This window comes from Sorangium sp. So ce375 (genome assembly GCF_051473855.1).
Taxonomy (GTDB): domain Bacteria; phylum Myxococcota_A; class Polyangia; order Polyangiales; family Polyangiaceae; genus Sorangium.
Window position 1 is genome coordinate 10,478,591 of sequence record NZ_CP150335.1, and the last position, 26,143, is coordinate 10,504,733.

The window sequence follows — 26,143 nt, forward strand, 5'->3', positions numbered from 1 at the left end:
AGGTAGAAGATGTTCGCTCAGCTTCCGCGGGTCAGGGCGTCGCGAAGCACGTCTTGATCCACCTCGAAGTCCGGGCCGAGCAGCTCCGCGAACGCGCACATGACGGGGCATCATGGCGACGACCAGATCGATATCGTTCGTCGCGCGCGGCTCACCTTGGAGGGAGCTCGCGAGGCTGCCGCCGATGAACTACTCGCAGCCGAGGCTCTCGAGCGCGGCGGCCACGCGCAACGCGGAGACGACATCCGTCGAGCTGCTCATGACGTCACGCGGCGTCGGCCGGCACGTGACCGAACAGCCGGCGCGCGCAGTCGTGCCCGTACAGCCTCACCGTGAGGCGAACGCGAAGCTCCTGGTCGTCCGCCCCTGGGTGGCGAGCACGGATGCTCGCGAGGGCGAGCTCACGGACCGCCTGGCTCAGCCGCATCGCAGCCTCGAGCCGCTTTTCCGGAGGCATGCGCCGGAGCAGCGAGCGAGCATGGCTCCCGATGCCGGCCGGCTGTCGTCGCCCTGAGCGCGTACGCCCGTCGCAGTCCTCCCGCCTTGGACGTCGCAGCGGCCGGGTGACTCCCACCGCCCGACCGCGCGAGCGCCTTTCTCGCGCGCCATCCAGGTCGAGGTCGCACGTCTGGCACACGATCGTTCAGCTCGACCTCAGCCCGCTCGTGAACGATGACCGGGAGCGTCACCAGAGCCGCGCGCGGGCGTCACGAAAGACGTCCTCGGCCGGTCGCCCCCGGGACGGATCTGCGTCGAGCTCTGCGTCCCGGCGCGTCGCTTCCTCGGTCCAGAGGCGCTTGTGCTCCTCCTCGGAGAGCTCATCCAGGCTTGCCAGAAGCGTCTCTGCGAGTCGTGCGCGCTCCGCGACGGGCAGCTTCAGGGCTTCGGCTTCCAGCTCGGGAACGTTCACGGGGGGATTGTACCGCGCGGCTCGGAGGCTGCGCAGGCGCGCTTCCCCATCGGCGAGGAGATGCCGCGACGACGGCGATGGCCGACGTCGACTGGCGTGGCGCAGGCAACGTAGGTTGACACCGCAGTCCGTCTTCTATCTCGTGGAGGGCGCGCGCTACGGAGAAGCGACCGCGTGCCCGCGCCATCGCAGGAGCCCCGCAGCGTGCGCCTTGCGGAGCATGAACAGGTCGCTCTCGTGGCGAAGACGCTCGAGCTCGATGCGCTCCCCCGGCGTGAGGAGCCCCTGGGCGTTTCGGTCGAGCAGCTCGTCGTGGCGCGCGAGCTCTGCTTCGGGCCTGTGGCTCTTTGCGATTTGCCAGAGTGCCTGGTCGTCCATCTTGTCGAGGCTGGCGAGGTCGACCTGGAACTCCGGGGGCGCGTCGTCCCAGGCGGGAGGGCTGCCGAGGCTCAGCGCCCGCAGCAGCACGGCTTCGAGCGGCTGTCGGGTCGCGAGCGCAGTCCCCCTCAGCCGCTGGTAGAGCGCCTCGGGGAGAGCGAGGGTGACGGTGGCGATCGACATCGCGCTGGGGTGGACGCCGGAGGCAAGTCCGCTTCGCCGTCGAGCCTAGCACGAGGCATGAGGAGCACCCCCGCTCCTCCCCTCCCCGGCCAACCGCGATAACGAGGGCGAACGCGCGGCGGGGCTGCTGGCCGGGGCGGTGCGCTGGAGGTGGCGGGCTGGATGCTCAGGGGCGCAGCGCGCTGGCGGCGGGGCGCTGCGCGCCGCGAGGGCCTACTCGTGGACGGCGGCGTAGCGGCCGCTGGGCGTGACGATGACGTGGGCGGTGAGCGGGACGTGCAGTTCCGAGCTGAGGTGGCGCAGCTCCAGGGTCATCGCTTCGTCCTCGCGGGTCGGCGTCGGGTCGACGCTCGGGTGGTCATGGGCCAGGACGAAGCTGTGAGCAGCCATGTCCAGCGCCGTGCGCAGGACGGTGGAGCGGCCGACGTAGAGGGCGTCGTCGGAACCGCGGGCGAGCAGGCGCGTCTCGCGGACGCGGCCGTGGGTGTCGAGCGCCGCGATCCAGAGCTCCTCGTGGACCAGGGACGCGAGCCTCGGGCCGAAGTACCGCGCCACGCGGGCGGCGTCGCTGAGGAGCGCGCCCCGGCGCGCGCGGGCGGCGTGGTAGCGGCGGCCGAGCTCGAAGGCGGCGGCGAGCCGGGTCGCGTCGAAGAGGGCGATCTGGGTGCGCTCGGCGAGCGCCGCGGGCGAGAGTCGACCGAGCGAGGGGAGAGCGGCCGTGCCGAGGATGCGCGGTCCGACGCCGGGCAGGCCGAGCACCATCTCGAGGAGGGCGGCCTCGGTCGCGGTCGGCAGCTCAGCCGCCGTCTCGGCGGGGGCATCGATGGGGGCGCGGCTCATCGGGCGCATCGGGGCCACCTCCGAGAGCGGGTGGAGGGCGCGGGCGAAGAGGCGGCGCGCGAGGCGGAAGCGGGTGGCGACCGTGGGGCGCGGGAGCGAGAGGGAGGCGGCGATCTCGTGCGAGGAAAGGCCGGTGGCGGCGAGCGACAGGATCTCGCGCAGTTCGGGGCGGAGACGGTGGAAGGCGCGGAGGAGGCCGCGGGCAACGAGGCGGGCCTCGGGAGAGGGGGCGGCGAAGGCGGAGAGGCGGTCAGGATCGACCGCGGCGAGTTCGTGGCGGCGGTGAGCCTTATCGCGGTAGTGCGCGGCCTGGCGCGAGGCGATGCCGGCGAGCCAGCGGCGGTGGGCGTCGGCGGGAGGGAGAGCGGGGGACGGGCGGAAGCGGCCGGCGCGCAGGCTGCGCCAGGCGCCGAGGAGGGGGTCCTGGGTGAGTGCTCTTGGCGTCGCACCGTGGAAGCTACTTCGCCCAGCCGTCATGCCCGAGGTCAAGCGGGGCCAGCTACGCGGGGCACGCGCGCGGCAGCCGTAGTCCGCATCCGGGCATCCTCCGCCGCCCCTTACGGCGACGGGCCTAACATCACGCCGACGGCCGCCCTCTGGCCCACGCCCCGTCTCGACCGCGCCCATGATGCCCGCGCCGGACAACGGATGCGCTCGCCGCGCCTCGATGTGAAGCCAGGGCTACATAGTAACGAGACGTACGGCGCTGTCTCAGACTTCGACCCGGCACGAACGCACCTGGGAGCGGGAGCGCGCCAGGCGAACGCGTAGGAAGCTCGATTTAGAAAGCGAGCCCCAGGGGATAAGGAAGCCAAACGCACACCTGCGTACCGTGCCGACACGGTGGTGCCGGTGGGCTGACGCCGTGCCGCTTGTGATGGCTGGCGGCCGTCCGGTTCTGCGGGCGACGGTGCGAGTCTCGCCACTTCGCCAATTTCGGTCGGAGCACTTGGTCGTCGCCTACGGGATGCTTGACAAGGCGGGTTAGCCGTCGGTTACGCTGCCCGTCCAGGATGAGCGGTTGGGCCACGACGGGCGGTCGGAGTTCTAGGCGCTCCACGCTTGAGCGGCCGTCAGTGGTAGCGGGGACTGATGAGCTCGATGCCCCGTCCTGCTGGGAAACTATCCAACCAGCGGCCGCGTCTACCTCGCTTCGATCGGCGGTCCAGCCGCGGTCGTTGGGCAGAGCCCGATCAAGCGCACATGGGAGAACGGAACAATGGACAAGATTGTTGACAAAGTTGTAGCATTGGGCGTTCCTGGGTTGGTGTTGCTGGTTGCAATGGCAGCGACGGGCTGGGCTGGTGCGGCAGCAGTAACCACCGCGCTCGCGGCACTCGGTGGCCCACTCGGCATGTTGGGTGGAATCGCCCTTTTGATTGTCCTGGCTCTTATCTCAAACGCTCTCGCCGATTACGGATTCGAAGCCATATTTAAGGCAACGATCGCGAGATTGCGCGAGCAGGGAATTTCGAACGAGGAAATCAAGAAAAAAATCGAGTCGTATCCTATTTCGGGGGACCTCAAAATCAAAATAATTCATTATATTGACACGATGGGATCAGAGCCTGCCTAATGCGGCATTGCACACCAGCAATGGGGAAGGCTTCGCGTCCGAAAAAAGCGCTAAATTCATAGATGATTCATCGATAGGGCTGATTGCGGGGAGTGACGGAGGGAGCAACAATGGTCGGAGATAGCCAGAGTGAGACTCATTCTGCGGAAGCTGCCGCCCTAGGCTTCTACTACCAGTCATTTTTCGCATTGCTTACGCTGTTGGAGCGGAGCACGGATGATGCCGCGATCGCGATCGAACAGCTGGACGACGTCGAATTGAAGGCTGATGGCCAAACGCTACTGTTTCAATTAAAGCACTCGATCCGCCCCACGCCGCCGCCCATCACGCTCAAGTCTCGTGCGCTTTGGCGCACGATGAAGGTATGGATCGACGCGCTTCCCGGGTTGACCCTATCCGAGACGACATTTCACCTCGTCGCAGTCGCCGGCATCCCGAGAGGCAGCCCGTTTACGGCTCTGACATCCCTGGCTGCGGACCGCGACGAGCTCGTTAAAGCCATGGTGAATGAGGCGCAGCGCGTCAGGGTTGCGCGCGCTGCGGCGTCAAACAAGAACAAGGAGCTACCCCATGCCGACCGTGTCGATGGATGCGAGGCCTTTCTTTCGCTCTCCGAAACCGAGCGGCTGAACCTCCTCCGCCGAACCGTTATCAGGCAGGACAGCCCTGTCATCGGAAAGATCGAGGAGCACATCGCTGAGCACCTGAAGATCGTGCACCCGGACCAGCGTCCCACCGTCGCGACGCGACTCGTCGAGTGGTGGGATCGACAGATCGTTTACTCGCTCTGCGGTAAGCGCGAGCGAGTCCTTTTGCGTGCGGAACTGCAAGACCAAATCAGCCTCATCATCGGCGACCTCGAGCAGGGCAAACTCCTCGCCGATTTTGAGACGGTAAGCGAGCCGGAAGACTACCAGCCGGACGGCATGCTGGCCCGTCAGATCCGCTTGGTCGAGGGTAAGAAGTCAGATCTGTCCAAGGCGATCCGCGAGGAGTGGCGGGCGCGCGAACAACGCTCGAAGTGGATGAACGAGAAGCCAAGCATGGCGACCGTGATCGGCGAGTACGACCGCGTTCTTCAAGAGCATTGGTCAGATCGGCACTGCCAAATGGTCGAGGACTGCGCCGGGGTCGACGACAAAGAGAAACGCGCGTCAGGCTTGAGGATCCTGCGCTGGACCCATGAGAACGCACCTAACATCGTGCGCCCGATTTCCGCGGGCTGGAACGCACCGTACTACGTGCGAGGCAGTTACCAGGTGCTTGCGATCAACCGCAAGGTCGGTTGGCACCCTGATTACGCGACGCTTCTGGGGGGCGATGAATGATAGTCGCCCATGATGTCTTTTCGGAAACGAACCCGGCGTTCTGTGCCTATGCCCTAGTTGGATTCACCGAGGCCTTCATGACCGTGAACGATGACGGTCCGGAGCTGCCGGTCGCCTACCTCTCGCTGCCGGTCGCCCTGTCCGGCGACCTTCGTGACTCCTTCGAGAGAACCAATAAGAACACAGGCCTGCTCGAGTGGCTGGAGCGGAACCCGCAAATTCAGATTGGGCTGGCCGATCGCGTGAACGGATCAATGGGAATCGTCACTGATGCGATCCGATTCGGCTGCTTCTCGCGCGTGCTGCAGGTTGATGACCGCGCCCGGCTGCGCCTAGGCCCGCGCAAAGTCAAAAGGAGCACCATCAAAGCGCTCAGCGAGGGCCTTGCTCAGCCGCTCAAGCGCGCCGAAAGGCTCGGATATTGGTTCGCCGGGGCCGGCTCGACGAAGACGATCTTCGACATGATGGGTCTCACGGTATGAAGCGCTGGAACATCTCCAAAATTTTCTTCCTCGGCGTGTCGGGGCAGCGTCGCGATGTCCAGCTCGAGCCAGGCGTTGTGAACATCATCACCGGCGCGTCTGGGACCGGGAAGTCAACGCTCATCAAGGCGATTGATTACTGCTTGGGTTCGAGCAAGTGCGAGCTGCCAGTGCACGTCCGGCGGCGCAGCGTGGCCGTCGGCGTGAAATGGACCGACGGCGATGTGGAGATCGTGGTCGGCCGGATCATTCCCCCTGTCGGACAAACCACCAGCACCCACATGTTCACCGCATCCGGATGCGATCTGCCTTTACCGGCAAGGATAGAGGAGTTTGAGGGCGCAACCACGCTTGGGGCGGCCAAAGCCTTTCTTGAGCGGGCGTTCGGGATCGGGGACCTGCCGGCCGAGCCTGATGCTTCGGGTAACACGCGCGGCCGCGCCACCATCCGGCACGTCACGCCGTACATGTTCGTGACCAAAGAGGTCATTTACAGCGAGTCGGTCCTGCTTCACGGCCTGGAGACGGCGAACAAGGCCCGCGACATCGTCGAGACGATGCCGTACTTCCTACGCGCTACAGACGAGGCTAGCGCAATCGATGAGCGGCGTCTTGGGCAGCTGCAGCGGGCGCTCGAAAAGGAGGAGGCGCGGGAGCGCGCTCGTGCGGCAGCCGACAGCGCGCTAAAGCAGCGCGCGACCAGCCTGCTTGCGGAGGCGCACCGGATCGGTCTCGTCTCGGATCCACCGGCCGACCGGCCGGAGAGTGAACTACTGGCGCAACTTAGGAGCGTCTCCGGCACCGAGCTGGAGGCCAACGCCTATCCGAGTGAGGGCGAGCTGGGCGAACTGCACGCGCGCCGGCGCGAGATCCTGAGCGCGCTCGCTGCGGCGCGACGAAGATCGCAGGCGACCCGGACCGCGATCCGAGAGGCGTCCGGTTTCGAAAGCGCTGTGATCCGCCAACGCGAGAAGCTAATGCTGGCCGAGCACTTGCAGCTGGCTAAAGTCGCCGAGACCTGCCCAGTTTGCGATGCGCCCTCCGAACGGGGACGGGAGACGGCGCGAGCGCTGCAGGCAACCTTGTCGAAGGTGCGGGCGGAAAGCGCCGCAGTGGAGCGCGTGAAGCCGAAGCTCGTCGAGCACGATCGGGCGCTCGAGCAGGAGATCGCAACGCTGGGCGCCGAGTTGCGCCGTGTCGACGACAACATCCGGACGTGGTTGCGCCAGAGCGAGGAGACCAACCGCCTGGCCGACCTCGGTCAACTCCGGGCGCATCTCTTGGGCCGCATCTCGTTTTTCCTGGAGGCGTCGATTGATGAGGTGCGTCAGCCGGGGCGTGATCTGAACGTGCTCCGTGACGAGGTCACCGAGTTGGAGGCACGAGTCAACCGGGGGGCGAAGGAAATCAAACTTCGCCGGGCCGAGCGAAAGATCTCGCAGTTCGCGTCTGAAGCCTTCTGGGAATTGCCAACTGTGGCGCCCTGCGTCGGGTCCGATCTCGAGTTCTCGGCGCGGCAGCCGGAGGTCACCGTGATCGAGGCGGGAAGTGGCGCAGTCCTGCGGATGCCCGACGTCGGCTCGGACCAGAACTATCTCGCAGTGCACATCGCGCTGTCTTTTGCGCTGCAACGCTACTTCGAGGTTGCCGAATCGCCTGTGCCAGGCCTGCTGGTTCTAGATCAGATCAGCCGTCCCTACTTTCCGACCAGCGGCGAGGATGACGAGAAGGAGATTGAGGGCCGGGAGGAGGACGAGGACGTCCAGGCAATGCGCAAGCACATCGATTTCATTTTCGCTGAGACAGCGCGCCGGACGGGCTTGCAGGTGCTTCTAATCGAGCACGCATACTTCGCCGACGATTCCCGTTATAGGGCGGCCACGCGCGAGCGGTGGACACGAGCCTCAGGGCGAGCACTGATCCCGCTAAATTGGCCGATGCGAAACGACGAGTAGTGCTCCAACAGGAGGCCTCCTGTAGAGGGGTCACAGTGGCTGACAAGGCCTTCTACCGACGACTTGACCTCGGTCGCTTCCGCTCTCTCGACCGGGCGCGGTTGAACGGTCGACCCCGGGGGGGGCATGCGCGTTGACGATCGGCGGGTGCGAGCCCGTCAAGAAAGCGGGCCATCTGGCGGACCGCGCCTCTCATTGGACCGCCCCAGGTGAAACAAGAAGGTCTCTCGCCTGTGAGATGCGCAGATAGCTTGCAGAAGATCTCGACCACCGCGGGAATGCGAAGGTATTACATGGGACGTCGCGACTCATTTGCGATAATACGAGATTACGACGCCACTGTTAGCGGCCTACGTGCAAGAACGTGAAGATATATTGTGCAGGACAACTGATTGTGACGTTGGACGGAGGAGAGCTAACTGTGCGCTCGACGTCGGCCGGCCAGCCGCCGTAGCCCGAGCGATCAGGTCAGCAGGACGTAGGCTCGCGCTTGACTAGTTCTAGGAAGAAGCTACGGGCAACCGTTGGATCGGAAGGTCGGACCAAATGGCATCACGCAAGTACGCGGTGGAGATAGCGCTGCAACTCACGACCACTCATTGGCAACTCCTTCAGCCGGATGGTTTCGCAGGTGCGCAGGCACACTCAGCATCAAGCGGGGCTGCCTTCAACGTCTACGCCATTCTTGAGAGGCCGCGGTTGGAACTGGACCCCGCGAGCCTGAGGTTCGTCGGACAGGCTGTAGAAGGAAGTTTCAAGGTATGCGGCCCACACCCAGCCGTCCATCAGTTCCGTGTGCCATTGGCGTTTGATGTAAAAGGTCGCACCGTGGATTCTCCATATCCTCATACATGTCTTCGCGTGCTCGAAGGAAATCAGGAGGTGTCGTACGCAAAGCTCCCGCTCTTGGCTCCGTGGGTGGATACGGATTACAAGCACATGTCCCACTACAGGGTCGACTATGTGGGGCAGGCGCAGGGCGGGATCCACGATCGCGACGCGATTGCGCGACTCCAGAATCATGAGACACTTCAGAAGATCATGTCGGACATTATGCTCGAGCGCCCCCACAGCGAAGCATGGCTGTTCCTTACGGATTTCGAGCCAAGTACGATGTGGCACGTGGGCGGAACCTCGGCATATGCAGAAGTCTCACTCGAAGAATCGATGGCCCATGTCGCGCAAGTAGAGCAATCCATTGTAAAAGACCGAAGCCAGTTGATAAACCTCGTAGAGGCCGGCCTGATTAGATATTTTCAACCTGCATACAACGATCGATACAAGAAGACGTTTCCGTCGCCGAATCACAGTACGTATACGTCGGCGTATGAAAGCGATATCAATGCGCTTGCTCTTGTGTTGAGCACTACCGCGCCAGGCCCGATCGTGCTATACTCAGACGCCGCAGAGCCTAATAGTGTGCACACTATTAGGTATCCGCTTCACTCTAAGACTCTTAGAGAATACATGCTTGATCTCTTTGGCATGAGTTCAGACTGAGCAGATTACGCCCTTTCGCAGCGCAGCTGAGCCGCAAGTCGTTATCTAGATCTGTCAAACACGCAACCGAAGCGGAAGTACACAATGACTCTGCCTCCACTTCACCATTTGGCGGAATCGCCCGACCGATTAGACCTTCTTCCCTCGCGCGATTTCGAGATCGTCATCGCCGAGATCTTGGCCGGGTTCGGTTGGAACGTGGATCTCACACCCCCGACGCGTGACGGCGGCTACGACATCCTCGGCTTGACTTCCGACGGCTCGTGCCTCCAAACCAGCTGGATCGTCGAATGCAAGCGGTATCGAGCGGATCGCACGATCGGAATCGAAATCATAAGATCTATTTACGGCGTGAAGGTTGCTCTAGGAGTTTCGAATGCCGTTGTCGTGACTACGTCATCATTTTCTCCGGATGCCAAGTCTTTTGCGCAAGAAAGAAATGCCGTTCAACTCGTGGATCGTGAGCGCTTGTTTTCGTGGCTCCATCACTACTGCCCTCGTGGCGACTCCTCCGCTCATATAGATGATCGCCGATTTTACTCTTGCTTTGTCAGTCACAGTAGCGCCGACAGGATTTTCGCACGACGACTCGCCCAGGCCCTGCAGAGCAATGGCATCCACACCTGGTTTGCTACTGAGGATCTGCTGCCCGGTCAGAGACTTCGGGACACAATCCTTCGAGCCGGTGACGTTTTTGACAAGTTGCTCCTCGTTGTCTCACCAAATAGCATGAATAGTGACTGGGGCAAGACGGAGATCCTGCGCGCTCGGCAAAGGGAACGAGTTGACGGTATCCAGGTCTTGTTCCCTATTCGGCTATGTCCGCTTGAGGACCTTGCGCGATGGTCTGCTGTCGACCCGGTATCGGGAGAGGATGTCGCAGCCGTAGTAAGAGAGTCCCTTGTCGCTGATTTTGCAGAGTGGCGGGACCCTTCCACGTTTGCCGAACAGCTAAGTCGTGTGATCACCGCTCTTCGCAGGGCGGACGAGTCGCGGCGAGAGTGGGACGCTGCGTATCCCTCCCTGCTCCCCGCCGTGGCCCGGGGTCAATTAGTAACAGAGGAGATGTTCTCGCATGTATATGATTCTATCATGTTTCTGGAGACGGCATTATCTCTCCCGAGTTCGTCATTAAGACGCTCAAGAAAGGGAGAGATTGTCACTGCGGAGCACATGAACGAAATTCTCAATGCGATTTCCCGAATTCGTCAGGCGCGCGGCCTTAGAACGCTTTGGCGAAATTGGCCAGCTGTCCATGGCCAGCTTGTTACGGCAGAGGCTTTCAACGAGCTACTTGCTGCGTTAAATCAGGCCCTCAAGATGGACAAACGCGGCGCACCAAGCAGCACATGACATGAGCGACCTGGCTAACTCGGCAATGATGCTTAGGGTCGGGCCACGCCCGCCCGCAGCAAACTGCCACGTTAAGGCCGCAGCACGGCGGACGGTGTCGGGGCATGTCGCACAACCTACGCGACGTGACCGCCCACCCATCGCCATGGTCGTCGACCGCGCTGAGCGCCGCATGTGGCCTGGGACGCCTGAAGAGGGCGCGGCGGACGAGCGGCCGGAGGCGCCGCGCCGAAGCGACTGCGTTCACGCCCCAGCCTGCGGACCGCCGCCTCGCGAAGGCGGCGCGGTCCGCCGGAACCTGAACGAGCGATGCCGCAACGGTTCGTCTGACGGGCCGCTCGTGGCGACTGCGATGGGCTATGGGCTATCTTCGCCCGCACCCTCAGCGCACCACGAGCGCCGCGCCGAAGCACGCCGTCGCGACCAGCATGGTCACGATCGGCGGCGGCGGAAACGCGCGGACGGCGATGGCCAGCAGCGCCAGCGACACCGCCGCGTTCAGCGCCACGACAGCAGGGAGCGCGGCGAGGGCGGGCGCGGCGAGCACGCAGACGGCGCCGTGCAGCGCGAGCACCAGGCCCATGGCCACGCTGAACCCCCTGAAGAGGCCGAGCAGGTCGCGCGACAGCCCCATCATGGACATCCGGTGCGCCCGCATCGCGTTCAGGACCGCGGTCTCCGCGGCGGGCGGCGCGGGGCGACCGAGCAGCAGCGCGGTGATCGCGAGGTGCCCGATCCCGGTGACGACCCACGCCCACGCGCCCACCTGAAACAGCACCTGTGCACGGCTACTCATGACAGCCCTCGTTTCTTTGCCGCCGGTCCCTGGCGGGTGCGCTCCACATGCTGCCGTTTGGACCTAGAGCACGGCCCTGGAGATCTCAATACGGCACCGGATGGTCTCCCCGGCCACCTGCGCCGGGTCGCCGTCGTGCCCGTCTTCCGCGCCGCCGGGCAATCCGTCACCGCCCTTGCCGCCGACGCTCGGGATCCCGCCCTCGCACGGGTTCACCACGGCGGGCCCGCGGGCCACGGTCTCCGCCGAGGACGCATCGCCGCCGTACATTCCGTCGGCGCCGTCGGCTGCGTCGCTCGGCCCGGGCAAGTCGTCGCCGTGATGCCCCCCACCCGGCGGCGAAGCGAAGCCAGCCTCGGAGGCTCTCGACCTCGGTGTTCGACTGGACGAGCATCGCAATCGGCTCCGATGAATTGATGCCCATGGCGACGATTCTCGATACCCCGTCCGCAGCGCCCATATCGTCGGCAGTCGCCGGTACGACGGTCAAGGCAATCGCTTGATCGCGCGTGGTCTTGAGCTGGGAGCTGCCTGGCATACGCTTTCAGTCCGACGATCGAGGGGAGCGGCGTGCCCGGCGCCGCGGGCAGCGGGCCACGGAGTTGGCGAAGGGGGCGCACGAGGGAGGAAGAGTCGCGCAGCAACCAGGAAAGGCGCACGAGGCGACGGTACGGACCGGTGGCCTGGGTAACGGTTCAGACCGGGAGCCTGGGTAGCACCCGGACGGACCGGGAGGGCGTCTCGCCGACGCCGACGCCGGGGTCGTCACGCCGGTCCCATGGCCGGAAGCCCGGCGCCGCATCCTGGCGGCTGCAAACGGCCGTCGTGAAGCTCCTTGAGGTCCTGCCAGCCGCACTCGCGGAAGCCGAGGAGGCTGCGGCGTGGTACGCGGAACGGGATCCACGAATAGCGGCACGGTTCGCCGAAGAGATCGAGGCGGCGTTGAACCGAATTGCGGAGGCGCCAACCCCGGTGCTCAGATCGCCCGTTGCCGATTCAGGCTCGTCTCTTGGGTTGCGTCGGGCGTTCGAAGCCGGGCAAGAGCTTTCAAGGACGGCTGCTCATGCTCGATTCCTCCACGAAACGGTCAGTCGCCAATCGTGTTCGCGCCGTTCAGGAGCGGTACGCCGAAGTTCGGCGTTCCATCTGCATTCCATTCGAGCCGCTGGACGCGCGTGTGACGGTTCGGGTCGTAGAGCGGGTCCCCCGTGATCTTCTTGTAGTTCCGCGCGTGGTACACGAGCACGTCGAGCGATCCATCCGCCGAGGTCGTGAACGAGTTGTGGCCCGGGCCATACAGCCCGTTTGCGCTGACGAACACTGGATCCTCGTTCTTCGTCCACGATCGGGCGCTCAGCAGGTCGTCCGTCGCGCTCGCCGTGAGAAGGCCGAGGCAGTAGCGGTCGTCCGTCGCGCTCGCTGAGTAGCTGATGAAGACCCGCCCATTCCGCTCGAGCACGGCAGCACCTTCGTTGACCGCGAACCCCGCAGTCTCCCAGGCGTGCTCGGGTCTGGCGATCCGCACGTTGGGGCTGGCCAGCGTCCACGGGTTCACCATGGCCGCGATGAACAAGCTGCTGTTGTCGCCCTCGACGCCGGGATCCTCCTGCGCCCACACGAGGTACCGCTTGCCGTCGTGCTCGAACGTCGTCGCGTCGAGCGCGAAGGTGTCCGATTCCGTCACGATCTGCCCTCGCTCGATCCACGTGCCATCCATCGGGTTGCCCGATGAGCTCTCGAGGGCATACATGCGAATGGCCCAGACGTTGGTCGAGCTCCCGGCGGCGAAGTAGATGTACCACTTGCCGTTGATGAAATGTAGCTCGGGCGCCCAAATGTGCGCCGCCATCGGGCCGGTCGCGTGCTTCGTCCAGACGACCTTCGGGGTCGCGTTGGCCAGGCCTCGTATCGTGGTCGCGCGCCTGATCTCGATGCGATCGTACGTCGGCACGCTCGCGGTGAAGTAATAGTAACCGTCCGTATGCCGCTTGATGTGGGGATCAGCGCGCTGCGAGATCAAGTAGCCGAGCGGCTCCAGCGCGAACGACGCCTCCGAGCTCTCGCTCGCCGTGCCGTCGAGCACGTGCGCATAGATCTGGTAGTTCAGGTGCCGGAGATAACGTGTCGGATCCGAGTACCACTGCAGCGAGACCAGCGTCGGATCCCCGTTCAGCGCGGGCACGATCCGGAACGTGGCGTCCCTCCGGAACGTGGTGGTATCCGTGAACACGTCGATCCACAGAAGGTGGCTCCTCTCCTTCGATGGGGTCTGCCAGAGCCCGTCAGCCCGGTTGGACGCCTCACTCTGCGGCGGGTACCGGGTCGAATTCGCGCTGTCGACGTGCAGGTAGCGACCGCCGAACCCCACGGACTCGAACGACACCAGCGTCGGATCATCCGGGTTCGCGAGGCCGGGAACCACTCTCCACTGGAAGTCGGCAGGAACCTGGTTGTTCGCCCTGTCGTCGAGGTCGGTGATCATCGCATGATAGTAGGAGTGCGCGACGTAGAGCGGGGCGCCCCCCATGTGCGTCGTGCGAATCTGGTACCCCCCTCCGGCGTCGTCGTCGAGATTGGAGAGCTCGAGATCGGCGGGGGCGGCGAGGGCCGCATACTCGGGGTCCTCGCTGGCCGGTGAGTCGAAGAAGACGCGTACGGGCTGAGCTCCGTCGGCCAGCCAGTCGTCGACGCTGCTCAAAGTCACGGTCTGCGCCGCGCTCCAGTTCGCCTCCGTGAACGTCAGGTCCGCATGGCTCAGCGTCGCCTCGGTCGTGTCGCTGACGCCGAGGGCGATCGTCACGGGCGCGCTCGGCTGCGAGGCGAGGCGCACGGTGAATGTCACGGGCGCGCCGCGCTCGGCGAGGGTCCCCGACGGGTCGCTGACGACGATCGCCGCCGTCCCTGCACCGTCGTCGTCCGTGTTCGTGATGTCGGCGGACTCCGCGACGAGGCCGTCCCACGCCGGGTCTGCAGAGACCGAGGGCCCGAGGTGGACGCGGAAGATCTGATCCCCGTCGCTCTCCGCATCGTCCACGCCCGTGACCGTGATCTCTCGAGGGACGCGCCAGTCCTCCGCCGTGAAGGAGACGGTCGTCGGTGAGACGGAGCCTTCGGTCGCATCCGAGCTCGAGACCGGCACCGTGACAGGCCCGCTCGGCGCGGCGTCGAGCGCCACGCTCACGGTCACCCGCCCGCCGGACTCCGACGTGTTGAGCGCCGTGCCCGCTGTCGTGATTCGCAATGAATTGCTCGGTGATCCGGTCGACGCGTCCGGCCCATCGGTCGACGCAGCCGGCGCATCGGTCGAGGGCCCATCCGAGCACCCGACCACCACGAGCAGCGCGGAGAAGGCGCAAGCCGCCGCCGTGAGCGCAACGCGCGGCGCAGAGAGGGAAACGCGCTCTGGTTGGGGAGATCTCGGTGCGCACATGATAAAGTGAGACTCCTCGCTATAGGTGCTGCGGATCCGGCAGGCTGTTCAGTAGTGGGCGATGATCGCGTCGAGCTCCGCCTGCGTGACCCGGACCGCGTTCGCGTGGCGCACGCCGGACGGAAAGCGGTACTCTGCGCTCGGGAGCTCCGTCCAAGAGCCCGGATCCGCGTCGAGGTCCGTCGTGCTCCAGCACCCGAACACACCGCCGTTCAAGTAGTAGTCGGCGAACATGTACCATCGACTCTGCCGCGGATCCTTGATGACGAACGGTCCCTCCGTCGCTCGTCTCTTGCTCTGGGTCGACCCGCGCGGGATGTAGTCCGGACTCCATCGCGTGAACGTCGCCGGATCGAGCGCGAGCGTCGAGGAGCGCGCGATCTGGATGTCCTTGCCCGATCCGGTGAGCGCGCTCCCGCTGCTGTCCGTCTCGTCCTTGAAGAAGAGGTAGTTGCGGCCGTTCCACTGCGTGATCGTCGCGTCGATGACGCTGTAGCCCGGGTCGAAGAGCACGTCGGGTGTCGGGTTGACGATCGTGACGAAGTCCTCGGTGTAGCTGACGTAGATGCGGTTCGCGCCGGTCGTGTCGTTTCCGGACCAGATGATCGCATAGAGCTTGCGATCGGGGTCGTAGTAAGCCTCCGGGGCCCAGGCGTGCATCGGGGTGGAGCTGGGGCCCGGAAGGTTCGTGAGCGTGATCAACCGGGGATTTCTGAAGGTGATGAGATCGGTCGAGTCCGCCACGAAGATCTTGGAGCTCGGATGGTTCCAGTAGCTCGCGTCGTTCTCCGAGAGCGTCCAGTCCGTGGCGATATAAACATACGTTCCATCGTTCTTGCGGAACAGGAACGGATCTCGGATGTGGTTCGTGCCCATCCCGGCGAGCCGGTACGCGGGCTGTCCATCGGCGAGGGTCGACCAGCGAAGCCCGTCGGTGCTGTAGGCGAGGTGCAGCGAGTCACTCGGCACGTCCTGTTGCGGCCCGAAGTAGCTCAGCACCCAGGCGCCCGGGGAGCAGCTGGTCGCGTTCATCGTGGCCGTGTGCTCGCCGTTCGTACACTTGAGGCAGCTGCGGTCCGTGGCGCTGCTCCCCCCCGCGCCGACGAACTCCCCTGGCACGCAGTCGGTCCACGCGACGCACGTCGTTGCGGGATCGGCGTCGTCGTCCCAGGTGCCCTCCGCGCAATCGACGAGCGCGGCGGTACCGCCTGCGCAGTACGTGCCCGGCGAGCAGGCGTCACACTGCGCGCGCGCGGAGCTCGTCCCCGGCGCGGTCTGCCTCGTCCCGGGCGCGCAGGGCGTGTGCATCGTGCAGCTCGGGGCGTTCACCGTGTCGCTGAAGGTGTCCTCCGGGCACGCCGTGCACCGCCGGTCCGCCGTGGGCGAGCCCTCGGCGCTCGCGAAGGTGCCTGCGGCGCAGGCTGTCCATGCGACGCAGCTCGTCTCGCTATCGCCATCGTGATCCCAGGCGCCCTCGGAGCACGCGGGGGCCTCGGCATCGGGTCCTGCGTCTCCGCCGGGCGTCGTCACCGGGTCGCTGCACCCGGAAGTAGTTAAGAGCGCCACCAACCATCGTGCTCTCGAGCTGCTTTTCAAACGTGCCATATCGCTAAAGGATCGTTCGGGAGCAATTGTGAACGTTCACATCTGCGGCGTCAACCGAAATGGGCCGGCGGCGAGCTCACGCTCGGTCCTGCGGCCGCCGGCGGCCGCCCTCGCGCCCCGATGGCAGGCAGGTCGCTCCCGGAGCGCCGCGTCGTCATTGGTCCGGACGGGCACAACATCGAAGTGGCTTGCCACGAACCCGAGGCCTGACCCTTCGTTGCACCCGACTGCTAAAGCCGCCTTCGGCTGCTTCCGTGAGCGGCGGAGCGTCTTCCGTGGCGTCAGAGCGACTCGAGGTACGCCACGAGCTCGTCGAGCTGCGCCGGGGCGAGCGCGGAGACGTCGCCGTGGCGGTCGCCGCCGCAGGCCGGGTCGAACCGGTCGCGGAGCGTCTTCGCGCAGCCGTCGTGCATGAACGGCGCTCGCGCGGAGAGGCCGATCAGCGAGGGCACCTGGAGCGCCTCGCCGAACCCGACATCCTCGTTGCGGTTGTTCGTGAACATCGGCCCTTCGTGGCATGTCGCGCAGCCTACCTGCGGGTCATGGAACAGGGCCTCTCCTCGCCCGACGGCGGCCTGGTCGTCGGGGGGCGAGGCGGGGACCGCCGGCACGCTGTCGAGGAAGCGCTCGAGTTGCTTGAGATTCCAATCTCCGGGCCATGAGCCGCCCATGCGCGAGACGAAGACCTCCTGCATGAGGTGGGTGAGGTCGCTCTGGTCGCCGCTCCAGTGGAAGGGAGCCGTCTTGAGCACGCCGCCCGCGACCGTCTGGGTGCGCCGGAGGCCGAGCTTGTCGAAGCGCCACGTGTGACCGTCCTCCTGCGCTTCCGGATGGCAGGAGGCGCACGCGATGCCGCGGGAGCTGAGCGGCGGCTTGTGGAACAGCGCGTGTCCCGGGTCCCTCACGCTGTCGCCGGGGAGGTCGATGCCCACGCGATCGTGCGTGTCGATGTCGAGCACCTCGATCCTCGCTGACTCGCGGAACTGGACGACCGCACGGCCCCGCGCCGTGAAGGCGACGGCGATCGGCTGGTTCGAGTGCTGCCACTGCTTGTAGCTGCCGCACGCGCCCGAGGCGTCCTCGCTCGTGATGGTGTCGAGGTCGATGAACTCGGTCGTGTAGTTGCCGGCGCCCACGACCGCGGCGCGCTTTCCGTCCGGCGCGACCGCGATGTCGACCGGGAGCGCGATCTGCCAGAGGGCCGGCGTCGGGAGCTCGGCTCCGTCCCCTGGAGCGGCCGAGGCCGGGGGCAGGACGCTGACGGCGCCGTGCAGGATGCCGCCGTCGCAGGCGGCAGCCTCGTAGTAGCCCGTGGGGGCGAGCACGACGGGCGAGGTCAACGCGCGCTGGTGGGCCATCGCCGCGCCGCCGCCGGGGAGGGCGACCATGCGCCAGGCGACCGAGGGGCGATAGTCGGAGGCGACGGCGGCGCTCGCGCTGAACCACGGGAGCGACCGCCGCGAGAGCACCTCTCCGTCCGGGCCGACGACGAGGGTCTCCGCGGATCTGAACCGGCTGACGAGCAGGCGATCGCCCTCGACGATCACGTCGCGCAGGTCGGCGTCGAGCCGTAGCTTCCGGAGCGCAGGGCCGCCCTGGGCCGGGAGCGTCACGAGCTCGCCGCCGGCGCAGGCCACATGGATCGCGTCGAGCGACGCGTCGTAGGCGAGGCCGCGCGGCGCGGGGCAGACGGCGCGCCGGTCGAGCACCTTCGCCGTCCCGACATCGATCGTCGCGAGCTCGCCTGCGCGGCGCAGGGCGACGTGGACGCGGCCGGCCCCGTCCTCGACGACGCGCCCGGGCTCGTCGCCGCGCGCGAGGGGGATCGCGCGCGGCTCGCCGCCGTCGGTGTCGACCACCCAGACGCCGTCGCGATCGGGGTCGGCCGCCACGGCGGTGTGCCCGTCGCGGGCGATCAGCAGCGTGCCGCCGCTGATGGGCGGCGGGGGCTCGTCGATCGCGGGGCTCGACGGCAACCGATTCGCGGCGTCGTCGAGGGGAGAGGAGCAGGCCGCGACGCCGGCGGCGATCGCGCTCAAGGCCGCGAGGGCCAGGTAGGTTGTCGTGCGGGAGAGGTTCCGATGCATGAGGCCTCCGGAGGTGGCGGGCTGCTCGGCGAGCGCGAGCAACAGCAAACCCAGAACGCTGTCGGGGAGTCGACGGCGCGCGGCCGAGCAAGAGCAAGGCGCGTGCGCGGGGGCGCGGGGGCGCGGGGGCGCGGGGGCGCGGGGGCGCGCGGCGCGCCCGGGAGGCGCGGTGTTCGGAGGTACGGGGAGCGATGGGCGGCGGCAGGGAGGGTGTGGTCGCCTGGCATCAGTGTTCTGGCATCAGTGTTACGGACAGCCACACTTCGGCAGCGCGGAGCGGGAGGGAGCTCCGGCGCGAGGGCGTGCGGGTGCGGCGGGCCATCGAGCTGGAGGTCCCCACATCGCCGTGCGTGGCGGACGGGGGACTCGGGCGCGCTCGTCATCGAGCCGAACGGGCTTGTCGATCTGACTTCGGGGCAGATCCGGAAGCCGCTGGTCGGTAGCGGTGCGTGCAGCCCCGTCGGCATCCCCCGCCGTCCGCTCACAGGGCGCCTCCTGATCGCAACTGACGGCCTCCTGAAGTACGCGTCGTGGGCGGCCCTCGGCGCTCTCGCCCGCACAGGCGATGTCCAGACGGCGGTCGCGGCGCTGATCCAGGCGGTGACTCTTCCATCGGGCAACCTGCCCGACGACGTCGCGGTGGTGCTCGGTGAGCACGTCGGTTAACCTGCCGCTGCTACCGACGCCGCTTCGCGGCACGGCAGAGCGGCGACTCGTTAGGCCTGGCGATGGCGCACGCAATTCAGGAGAGCTCATGTTTGACCACGTCAAATTCGGAGTCAGCGACTATGCCGCGAGCAAAGCATTCTTCCTCAAGACACTCGAACCGCTCGGCGTAGCTGTTGTCTCGGAGGGACCGCCGACGTACGGCGTCGAGCTCAGCTCGAAGGGTAAGGCTTCATTGTGCCTGTACCAAACCGAGGAGAAGCCGGCGCATCTTCACTTGGCGTTCACGGCCGAGAATCGCCAGCAAGTCGAAGCTTTCTATCGCGCAGCTCTGGAGGCGGGCGGCAAAGACAATGGTCCACCGGGTCTGCGCCCGCACTACCACGCGAACTACTATGCAGCCTTCGTCATTGGGCCGGACGGGCACAACATCGAAGTGGTTTGCCACGACCCCGAGCCCTGACCCTTCCATCGAGGGGACGTTCACAAGCGGGCTTCGCCCACTTGCGGCCCCCATCAAGTCAGACGTCAGGCGACGCAATCCAACCGAGCACCACGATGAGAAATCGCCTCGCAAGCTGCAGTTGCGGTAAGTTGTCGGCCGAAGTCGAAGGTGAGCCGATTCGCGTGTCCGTCTGTCACTGCCTGGCCTGCCAACGAAGAACCGGAAGTGTCTTTGGCGCTCAAGCCAGGTTCAGTCGCGAGAACGTGAAGATAAAGGGGCAGGGAAAGGACTTCGTTCGAATCGGCGACGAAGGAACGAAGAGCACCTTCACGTTCTGTCCTGAATGTGGCGCCACCGTCTACTACGCAACGGCCGGGGACGAGGACATGATCGCCATACCGGTGGGAGCCTTCTCGGACCCGGCCTTCCCCAGTCCAACGTTCTCGGTCTATGAAGAGCGAATGCATGGCTGGGTGGTCATGCCGCAAGACATCGAGCACATGCGCTAGAGGACCGATCAGTTTGATTTTGTGGTAATCCCGAGCGCTTCGATGGAAGGCTCGACGGCCTCGCCGGGCCATGATCTCGTCCGCGCCTGGAGGTGCACGGATGGAACGATGGTTGCCGCCGGTGGAGCTGTCGCGGCAGGAACAGGCGCTCATGAAACGGTTGAATCGGGTGCGAGCCCTGTTCGGCTTTCTCAGGCTGCACCGGCACGAGCTATTCGACGAGACGTTCCAGGAGCAGCTGGAGAGCATGTACCGGACCACGGGAGCAGGTGAGCCGCCGCATCCGCCGGCGCTGATGTGCATGGTCACGCTGCTCCAAGGCTACGTCGGCGCATCAGATGCCGAGGCGGTGGAGCTGTCGATCGTCGACCTTCGCTGGCAGATGGTGCTCGGTTGCCTGGGGGCGGCCACGCCCGCGTTCGCGCAGGGCGCGCTGCAGGCGTTCCGAGAGCGGATGGTCGAGCATGAGATGGACCGGATGCTGCTGGAGCGGACCGTGGCGCTCGTTCGGTCGGGCGCGATGACGGAGAGCGAGAAGCGGGCGGTGTCCAAAGCGCTGCGCGTGGCCATCGATAGCCGCCCTTTAGCGGGAGCCGGGCGGGTTGAGGACACGATCAACCTGCTCGGCCATGCAGCACGCAGCATCGTCCGCGTCGTGTCGAAGATCACGGAGCGCCCGCCCGAGGAGATCTGTCGCAAGGCGGGCATCCCGCTGCTTCTGGCTCCCAGCATCAAGGCCGGGCTCGATCTCGATTGGAGCGACCCGAGACAGAAGGCGGCGGCGATTCAGATCCTGGAGCGGCAGGTCTCGTCCCTGCAGCAGTGGGTGGACCGCCATCTGGACGACGTTGTCGAGCAGCCGCTCCGCTTCTATCTGGATGCGGTCACACAGGTTCGGGACCAAGACCTGGAAACGGCTGAGGATGGGACCGTTCGCATCCGTCAAGGTGTTGCAGCTGACCGCCGTGTCTCCATCGAGGACGCCGAGATGCGCCACGGAAGAAAGAGCCGCTCGAAGAGGTTCGATGGCTACAAGGAACATATCGCACGCGACCTGGACCTTCCCGTCATCGTCGCCTGCGCTGTCACGCCAGCGAATCGCCCCGAAGAAGAGGGGGCCGCACCGATCGCCAAGGACATCCAACGTCAGCGGCTGTGCCTCGGCGAGCTCCATATCGATCGCGCCTATGTGAACAGTCCCGTCGTTGACGACGTGATACGCGACGGTGGCCAGGTGTTCTCGAAGCCTTGGGGACAGCGTGCTCGCAGACCCAACCTGTTCAGCAAGCGCGACTTCAAGATCGACCTGCGCACCAAGACGATCACCTGTCCGGCGGGACAGGTCGAGGTATTCGAGCCGGGCGACACCGTCGAGTTTGATCCTGAGGAGTGCGGCGCGTGCCCCCTCCGAGCCAGGTGCACCCAAGCCGCCTCGGGACGGGGACGGACCGTGTCCATCGCGGAGGACGAGGCTTTGCAGCGCAAATTCCGGAAGCTACAGCAGACGGGGGCAGGTCGCGCCGTGCTCCGCCAGCGGGTGGCTGTGGAGCATGCGCTCGCCCACATCGCGGCACGAAAGGGCCACACTGCACGCTACATCGGCGCCAGGAGAAATCTGTTCGACCTCCGGCGCGCAGCAGCGATCCAGAATCTCGAGGCGGCCCAACGCCTGATGCAGCAGGCAGCGTAACCTACCGTAATTTAATCGTTTTCAATGTGTTCGCCGCTCTAGGCGCTGTTCTGAGGGCACAGGAACTCAACAGCCGGCAGGTCGCCTTCACGCCCCAGCCTGCGGGCCGCCGCCTCGCGATTGCGGCGCGCTCCGCCGGAACCTGAACGAGCGATGCCGCAACGGTTCGTCCGACGGGCCGCTCGTGGCGACTGCGATGGGCTATGGGCTATCTTCGCCCGCACGCGCAGCGCACCACGAGCGGGAAGATTCGACGTGCAATCGCGAAACCGCTAGCGTGGAGGCTGAACAGGACAGCGGAGGGGTGGCCGATGCGATCTGGGGATGATATCGAGCGAGACGACCGTGGTCGCGACGACGTCGGCCCGGCTCCGCGAGGAGATGGCGCTCCTCGGCATCGGCGCGCTGGCGCGCGCGCCGCGGTGCTCCTCCTCGGCACGTTCACGTTGGGCGCCTGCGGGTCCGAGGTCCTCATCCTGGATCCCGGCGGCGGCTCCACGTCGAGCGCCCAGGCCGGCTCGGGCGGCGGCGCGACCTCCGCTGGCGCGGGCCGCGGATCGACGTCGGCTGGCGCGGGCGGCGGAACGACGTCGGCTGGTCCCGGCGGCGGATCGACGTCGGCTAGCGCGAGCGGCGCATCGACCTCCGCTGGCGCGAGCAGCGGATCGACGTCGGCTGGCGCGGGCGGCGCATCGACCTCCACGGACGCGAGCAGCGGAAGCGGCGGGGCGGGAGGTGTGGTCAGCGCCGGCGGCAGTGGCGGCGGTCCGGGCAACATCAGCGACGTGTTCGATCCTGCGGAGGTCTACCTGCTGGGGACGGTCCAGCCAGGCTCCAGCGGTCGCGACGCCATGGCCCACTGGAGCGACCCGAACACGGCCGCCGTCGGGTTCATCGGCGCCTACGATGAGTTCAGCGTACGCCTCCAAGACGGCGGCAAGCTGCTCTACATGCTCGCAGGATCGGTTCGCGAGTTCGTGTGCGACGCATGTCCCTACGTGGGCACGTACCTCAACGGCTCGGACGCGAACGACCTCGTCCTGCCGACGGCACCATGCGTCCCCAACGATTCGATCGAGGACATCAAGGTGGGGCCCGGGGGATCGTGGATACACAGCTGCTCCGGCGACTGGAACAAGCGCTGGTACGACGCGAACGGCGTCATGGTGTACGGCGACGAGCAGGACATGCTCGTCCACCTCGGCTACTCTAACCTCGCGCTCACTCAGCACCGTGTCGTCGATCTCGCCAGCGCGAGCTCGGTGCCGATCGTCGGCCTGCCGGACGCTCCGCTGCTCGCCGTGCGCGCGCTCGCGCCGGACTCGTTCCGCGTCGCGCTCGCCACGGACCAGGGTAGCGGGGCAGTCGAGCTTTGGCAGATCGACGCGACCGGGACGGCGACGCGCATCGGCTCGTATCCACCGGTGCCCGCGGGGTACACGGTGCAGCCCTTCTTTCCCCACCGGCATCACGCGCTGGAGGCGACGGGCGCGCTGCTGCAGATCGGAGAGGGGCCGATGGTGTTTCAGGACGTGATCGTCCGACGCGAGATCGGAGGCTCGAGCGTGGTGGTATACGACGAGGCGAATGGTCCGCTCGTACAGATCCACATCTCGGGTCTCGTGACGGGGCCGTGACGATCCGCCGAGCGCCCCAGCGTTATTGGCCGCGGCGCCTCGCCGCCTGCATGCGATAACCCGCCTTCAGGCCCTGCGACGCGACGGATCGCGACGTTCGGCGGGCGGGCGCAGCGTCCACATGGGCCAGGTGGGAGACCCCACCTCGGTCGTCATGAAGGGGTCCTCGCCGCTCAGCCCGAGCTGGGCCTTCCCCGCGTGCCCGGGGGCCGGGCCTTCGCCGACACCGGCCGTGTTTCGCGTGCCTGGGTCGCGTAGGCACCAAGCTGCGCGACGAGGTGCTCGAAGACGAGGCGGACGCGGCGCACGGCGCGTAGATCCTCGTGCATGACGACCCAGGCATCCAGGTGGAAGGCGAGCGCGGGCAGCACGCGCACGAGCGGCACCGGCCGCCAGCTGAGCGGGAGCTGGCACACCCCGATGCCGAGGCCGGCGCGCACCGCGGCGAGCTTCGCGATGTCGCTGTCGCTGCGGAACGCATAATCGCGCGGCGTGGTGACGAGCCCGGCGGCGGCGAGCGCGTCGATGATGGCGCGGGAGCCGTCAGCGCCGATGAGGGCGTGGTCCGGCACGAGCCCCGCGAGCGACGTCGGGGCAGCGTGCGCGGCGAGGTACGCCTTGGTGGCGAAGAGGCCGAGCTCGACGCGCCCGGCGCAGCGCCTCACCAGGCCGGCCTGCGTCGGCTCCGCCATGCGCACGGCGACATCGGCGTCGCGGCGCAGCAGATCCTCGGTGCGATTCGTGGCGACGAGCTCGATCTGAAGGCGCGGATGAGCAACGAGGAGCGGGGCGAGCATCGGGGGGAGCACCTCGACGCCAACGACCTCGCTGCACGTGACGCGCACGGTGCCGCGGGCGGCGTCGGTGGAGCTCGACACGGCGCGCACGAGGGCGCGCGCGCTCGCGGCGATGGACTCGGCGTAGGGCAGCGTGGCGAGCGCGAGCTCGGTCGGCACCAGGCCGTTCGGCGCGCGGGTGAAGAGCACGACGCCGAGCTGCGACTCGAGCTGCTCGATCTGGCGGCGCACGGTGGGCTGCGCGACGTCGAGGGCACGCGCGGCGGCGGAGAGGCTGCCGGTGCGCATGACGGCAAGGAAGGCGCCGTAGAGGTCCCACGAGGGCTCGGCTGAGCTCATCAAAGGATGATGAGCGGATGGACGCATTTGTACAATGTTCATGAGCCACCGCAGCGACCATGCTCTCCACGTCGCCGGCGCCCGCGCCGGTACACACGACGAGGAGGACGACCATGACCACCGCCGCGATGCTCCCTGCGCTCGACCTTGCTCCCCCTACCCGCCGCCCCGCGCCGCAGCCCACCTGCGAGGTCTCGGCGGGCGGGGCCAGGGGCGTGCCGCGCGCGCTCCTGCGCCTCGAGGGCGCGCTCGTGCTCGGAGGAGCGCTGCTCGCCTACGCGCACCTGGGCGGGAGCTGGGGATGGTTCGCGGCGCTGTTCCTCCTGCCCGACCTGTCGCTGCTCGGCTACCTTGCGGGCCCGCGGGTGGGCGCGGCGGCCTACAACGCGGGGCACACCCATCTGGCTCCGGCGCTGCTCGCGGCCGCGTCGGTCGCGCTCGGCTCGCCGGCGCTGCTGCTCGGCGCGGCGATCTGGGTCGGGCACATCGGCTTCGATCGGATGCTGGGCTATGGGCTCAAGTACGGGACGGCGTTCGGCGACACGCACCTCGGCCGCGTGGGCTCTCGCGCTCTTTCGAGCAACGATGGTTTCGACGGTCGCCGAGCTGAAGACGGCTGCTGAAGTAACAGGGTGGATGGCAGCCCGGCTCGACAACCTCACCGAGGACCTCGAAATTCTGAAAGAGCTTCGGATCGAGCCAGGCCGGGCGTCGCCGGGGAGCAGACCAAGGACCGGGTCCGCCGCGTGCCACGGCCCCTCGCCCAGGACCCGCGCCGAGGCGAGCCCGGCTCGTGACCCGGCCGAACTTGCGGTAAGCTCCCTGCATCATGAGCGACGTCGAGAATGTCCTGGTCGCAGCGCTGCGTCTGTCGGCGGAGGACCGAGCGGCCGTGGCGGCCGCGCTGATCCAGAGCCTCGACGAGACCGAGCAGACGACCGAGGGGGTCGAGGCTGCGTGGGCCGAGGAGATCCAGCAACGTCTCGCCGACGTCGACGCCGGGGTGGTCACGCCGGTCCCTTGGCCGGAAGCCAGGCGCCGCATCCTGGCGGCTGCCAATGGCCGTCGTGAAGCTCCTTGAGGTCCTGCCAGCCGCACTCGCGGAAGCCGAGGAGGCTGCGGCGTGGTACGCGGAACGGGATCCACGCGTAGCAGCACGGTTCGCCCAAGAGATCGAGGCGGCATTGAACCGAATCGCGGAGGCGCCGGACCGCTGGCCCTCTTACCGTCACGGGACGCGTCGGGTGCGTTTGACACGGTTTCCCTATCTCGTCGTGTACCGAGACGAGCCCACGCGCATTCTTGTCGTGGCCATCGCACACGCAAAGCAGAGGCCGGGCTACTGAAGAAAGAGGTGATGTGAGCGCCGCACGCGGTCCCACCAAGCCCTTGGACGCCGCGCCGCACACGCCGAGCCCGCTTCTGCGGTCGCCGCCGCCCTGGCCCGGCGTGCCCCAGCCCCGTCGCCGGCCCAGTCCGCCTCCCAGCCGGCCTCGCTGATGCGCCCGATGCCTTGGCCGGGGGCGCCGGCGGTGCCTCGCGCGCAGATCCCGTAGTCGCCGTCCGTGCAGCCCCCGTCAGCCACGTCCCGAGCAAGCCAACCTGGCGCGGGTGCGGCGGGCCATCGAGCTGGAGGC

23 protein-coding genes and 1 pseudogene are annotated in these 26,143 nt (G+C 66.7%); 13 read left to right on the top strand and 11 right to left on the bottom strand.

Going from position 1 to position 26,143, the window contains the following annotated elements; genetic code table 11:
• Positions 1-265: 265 nt before the first annotated feature.
• The 5 genes and pseudogenes from WME90_RS39210 to WME90_RS39230 form a co-directional block, all read right to left on the bottom strand.
• A complete protein-coding gene (locus tag WME90_RS39210) occupies positions 266-457 on the bottom strand; it encodes a hypothetical protein (protein ID WP_437277189.1) in 192 nt (63 codons plus the stop codon).
• Positions 458-685: 228 nt separating this feature from the next.
• The gene (locus tag WME90_RS39215) at positions 686-910 is read right to left on the bottom strand and encodes an addiction module protein (protein WP_437277190.1); all 225 of its coding nucleotides are present in this window, start codon (positions 908-910) and stop codon (positions 686-688) included.
• A 156-nt stretch (positions 911-1,066) separates the two neighbouring features.
• Entirely contained in the window at positions 1,067-1,471 is a 405-nt protein-coding gene (locus tag WME90_RS39220) for a hypothetical protein (protein ID WP_437277191.1), read from the bottom strand.
• 213 nt (positions 1,472-1,684) lie between these two features.
• Positions 1,685-2,311 carry a JAB domain-containing protein gene (locus WME90_RS39225; RefSeq protein WP_437283722.1) on the bottom strand — a complete coding sequence of 209 codons (627 nt, stop codon included), beginning with the start codon at positions 2,309-2,311 and terminating at the stop codon, positions 1,685-1,687.
• A 93-nt stretch (positions 2,312-2,404) separates the two neighbouring features.
• Positions 2,405-2,938, bottom strand: a pseudogene (locus WME90_RS39230) (RNA polymerase sigma factor); the annotation flags it as partial.
• Between the two features lie 592 nt (positions 2,939-3,530).
• Between WME90_RS39230 and WME90_RS39235 the strand changes: the two are divergent.
• The 6 genes from WME90_RS39235 to WME90_RS39260 all read left to right on the top strand — a co-directional run bounded on the left by WME90_RS39235 (position 3,531) and on the right by WME90_RS39260 (position 10,505).
• On the top strand, positions 3,531-3,887 hold the full coding sequence (locus WME90_RS39235) for a hypothetical protein (protein WP_437277192.1): 357 nt from the start codon (positions 3,531-3,533) through the stop codon (positions 3,885-3,887).
• Positions 3,888-3,997: 110 nt separating this feature from the next.
• A complete protein-coding gene (locus WME90_RS39240) occupies positions 3,998-5,215 on the top strand; it encodes an ABC-three component system protein (RefSeq protein ID WP_437277193.1) in 1,218 nt (405 codons plus the stop codon).
• Entirely contained in the window at positions 5,212-5,697 is a 486-nt protein-coding gene (locus tag WME90_RS39245; protein WP_437277194.1) for a three component ABC system middle component, read from the top strand. The genes WME90_RS39240 and WME90_RS39245 overlap by 4 nt, the downstream gene beginning before the upstream one ends.
• On the top strand, positions 5,694-7,652 hold the full coding sequence (locus WME90_RS39250; protein WP_437277195.1) for a DUF3732 domain-containing protein: 1,959 nt from the start codon (positions 5,694-5,696) through the stop codon (positions 7,650-7,652). Before WME90_RS39245 ends, WME90_RS39250 begins: the two co-directional genes overlap by 4 nt.
• Positions 7,653-8,198: 546 nt before the next feature.
• Entirely contained in the window at positions 8,199-9,152 is a 954-nt protein-coding gene (locus WME90_RS39255; protein ID WP_437277196.1) for a hypothetical protein, read from the top strand.
• Positions 9,153-9,236: 84 nt separating this feature from the next.
• Positions 9,237-10,505 carry a restriction endonuclease gene (locus tag WME90_RS39260; protein ID WP_437277197.1) on the top strand — a complete coding sequence of 423 codons (1,269 nt, stop codon included), beginning with the start codon at positions 9,237-9,239 and terminating at the stop codon, positions 10,503-10,505.
• Between the two features lie 382 nt (positions 10,506-10,887).
• Here WME90_RS39260 and WME90_RS39265 read toward each other — a convergent pair whose 3' ends face one another.
• The 5 genes from WME90_RS39265 to WME90_RS39285 form a co-directional block, all read right to left on the bottom strand.
• A complete protein-coding gene (locus WME90_RS39265) occupies positions 10,888-11,301 on the bottom strand; it encodes an LIC_13387 family protein (RefSeq protein WP_437277198.1) in 414 nt (137 codons plus the stop codon).
• 63 nt (positions 11,302-11,364) lie between these two features.
• Entirely contained in the window at positions 11,365-11,610 is a 246-nt protein-coding gene (locus WME90_RS39270; protein WP_437277199.1) for a hypothetical protein, read from the bottom strand.
• 778 nt (positions 11,611-12,388) lie between these two features.
• Positions 12,389-14,542 carry a family 43 glycosylhydrolase gene (locus WME90_RS39275; protein WP_437277200.1) on the bottom strand — a complete coding sequence of 718 codons (2,154 nt, stop codon included), beginning with the start codon at positions 14,540-14,542 and terminating at the stop codon, positions 12,389-12,391.
• Between the two features lie 237 nt (positions 14,543-14,779).
• On the bottom strand, positions 14,780-16,297 hold the full coding sequence (locus WME90_RS39280) for a hypothetical protein (RefSeq protein ID WP_437277201.1): 1,518 nt from the start codon (positions 16,295-16,297) through the stop codon (positions 14,780-14,782).
• Between the two features lie 320 nt (positions 16,298-16,617).
• Positions 16,618-18,423: a cytochrome-c peroxidase gene (locus tag WME90_RS39285; RefSeq protein WP_437277202.1), complete on the bottom strand. Its 1,806-nt coding sequence runs from the start codon at positions 18,421-18,423 to the stop codon at positions 16,618-16,620.
• A 754-nt stretch (positions 18,424-19,177) separates the two neighbouring features.
• On the opposite strand from WME90_RS39285, the gene WME90_RS39290 reads away from it, so the two are divergent.
• From WME90_RS39290 to WME90_RS39305, 4 genes are all read left to right on the top strand, one after another.
• On the top strand, positions 19,178-19,552 hold the full coding sequence (locus WME90_RS39290; RefSeq protein WP_437277203.1) for a VOC family protein: 375 nt from the start codon (positions 19,178-19,180) through the stop codon (positions 19,550-19,552).
• Positions 19,553-19,647: 95 nt separating this feature from the next.
• On the top strand, positions 19,648-20,043 hold the full coding sequence (locus WME90_RS39295) for a GFA family protein (RefSeq protein WP_437277204.1): 396 nt from the start codon (positions 19,648-19,650) through the stop codon (positions 20,041-20,043).
• Between the two features lie 100 nt (positions 20,044-20,143).
• Positions 20,144-21,733, top strand: coding sequence for an IS1182 family transposase (locus WME90_RS39300; protein ID WP_437276906.1), 1,590 nt, complete (start codon positions 20,144-20,146; stop codon positions 21,731-21,733).
• A 311-nt stretch (positions 21,734-22,044) separates the two neighbouring features.
• Positions 22,045-23,370, top strand: a complete 1,326-nt coding sequence (locus tag WME90_RS39305) for a hypothetical protein (RefSeq protein ID WP_437277205.1) — start codon at positions 22,045-22,047, stop codon at positions 23,368-23,370.
• A gap of 173 nt (positions 23,371-23,543) precedes the next feature.
• Here WME90_RS39305 and WME90_RS39310 read toward each other — a convergent pair whose 3' ends face one another.
• Positions 23,544-24,506: a LysR family transcriptional regulator gene (locus tag WME90_RS39310; RefSeq protein WP_437277206.1), complete on the bottom strand. Its 963-nt coding sequence runs from the start codon at positions 24,504-24,506 to the stop codon at positions 23,544-23,546.
• Between the two features lie 113 nt (positions 24,507-24,619).
• Here WME90_RS39310 and WME90_RS39315 point away from each other — a divergent pair, with 113 nt between their 5' ends.
• The 3 genes from WME90_RS39315 to WME90_RS39325 all read left to right on the top strand — a co-directional run bounded on the left by WME90_RS39315 (position 24,620) and on the right by WME90_RS39325 (position 25,852).
• Positions 24,620-25,129: a DUF4260 domain-containing protein gene (locus WME90_RS39315; protein ID WP_437277207.1), complete on the top strand. Its 510-nt coding sequence runs from the start codon at positions 24,620-24,622 to the stop codon at positions 25,127-25,129.
• Positions 25,130-25,335: 206 nt separating this feature from the next.
• Positions 25,336-25,587, top strand: coding sequence for an addiction module protein (locus WME90_RS39320; protein ID WP_437277208.1), 252 nt, complete (start codon positions 25,336-25,338; stop codon positions 25,585-25,587).
• Positions 25,565-25,852 carry a type II toxin-antitoxin system RelE/ParE family toxin gene (locus WME90_RS39325; RefSeq protein ID WP_437277209.1) on the top strand — a complete coding sequence of 96 codons (288 nt, stop codon included), beginning with the start codon at positions 25,565-25,567 and terminating at the stop codon, positions 25,850-25,852. The genes WME90_RS39320 and WME90_RS39325 overlap by 23 nt, the downstream gene beginning before the upstream one ends.
• Positions 25,853-26,143 lie beyond the last annotated feature (291 nt).

Bases quoted from the DNA above. Each gene is read 5' to 3' on its own strand.
- WME90_RS39210 (WP_437277189.1), bottom strand. From the start codon at position 457: ATGCCTCCGGAAAAGCGGCTCGAGGCTGCGATGCGGCTGAGCCAGGCG.
- WME90_RS39220 (WP_437277191.1), bottom strand. From the start codon at position 1,471: ATGTCGATCGCCACCGTCACCCTCGCTCTCCCCGAGGCGCTCTACCAG.
- WME90_RS39225 (WP_437283722.1), bottom strand. From the start codon at position 2,311: ATGAGCCGCGCCCCCATCGATGCCCCCGCCGAGACGGCGGCTGAGCTG.
- WME90_RS39235 (WP_437277192.1), top strand. From the start codon at position 3,531: ATGGACAAGATTGTTGACAAAGTTGTAGCATTGGGCGTTCCTGGGTTG.
- WME90_RS39240 (WP_437277193.1), top strand. From the start codon at position 3,998: ATGGTCGGAGATAGCCAGAGTGAGACTCATTCTGCGGAAGCTGCCGCC.
- WME90_RS39245 (WP_437277194.1), top strand. From the start codon at position 5,212: ATGATAGTCGCCCATGATGTCTTTTCGGAAACGAACCCGGCGTTCTGT.
- WME90_RS39250 (WP_437277195.1), top strand. From the start codon at position 5,694: ATGAAGCGCTGGAACATCTCCAAAATTTTCTTCCTCGGCGTGTCGGGG.
- WME90_RS39255 (WP_437277196.1), top strand. From the start codon at position 8,199: ATGGCATCACGCAAGTACGCGGTGGAGATAGCGCTGCAACTCACGACC.
- WME90_RS39260 (WP_437277197.1), top strand. From the start codon at position 9,237: ATGACTCTGCCTCCACTTCACCATTTGGCGGAATCGCCCGACCGATTA.
- WME90_RS39265 (WP_437277198.1), bottom strand. From the start codon at position 11,301: ATGAGTAGCCGTGCACAGGTGCTGTTTCAGGTGGGCGCGTGGGCGTGG.
- WME90_RS39285 (WP_437277202.1), bottom strand. From the start codon at position 18,423: ATGCATCGGAACCTCTCCCGCACGACAACCTACCTGGCCCTCGCGGCC.
- WME90_RS39290 (WP_437277203.1), top strand. From the start codon at position 19,178: ATGTTTGACCACGTCAAATTCGGAGTCAGCGACTATGCCGCGAGCAAA.
- WME90_RS39295 (WP_437277204.1), top strand. From the start codon at position 19,648: ATGAGAAATCGCCTCGCAAGCTGCAGTTGCGGTAAGTTGTCGGCCGAA.
- WME90_RS39300 (WP_437276906.1), top strand. From the start codon at position 20,144: ATGGAACGATGGTTGCCGCCGGTGGAGCTGTCGCGGCAGGAACAGGCG.
- WME90_RS39305 (WP_437277205.1), top strand. From the start codon at position 22,045: ATGCGATCTGGGGATGATATCGAGCGAGACGACCGTGGTCGCGACGAC.
- WME90_RS39310 (WP_437277206.1), bottom strand. From the start codon at position 24,506: ATGAGCTCAGCCGAGCCCTCGTGGGACCTCTACGGCGCCTTCCTTGCC.
- WME90_RS39315 (WP_437277207.1), top strand. From the start codon at position 24,620: ATGACCACCGCCGCGATGCTCCCTGCGCTCGACCTTGCTCCCCCTACC.
- WME90_RS39320 (WP_437277208.1), top strand. From the start codon at position 25,336: ATGAGCGACGTCGAGAATGTCCTGGTCGCAGCGCTGCGTCTGTCGGCG.
- WME90_RS39325 (WP_437277209.1), top strand. From the start codon at position 25,565: ATGGCCGTCGTGAAGCTCCTTGAGGTCCTGCCAGCCGCACTCGCGGAA.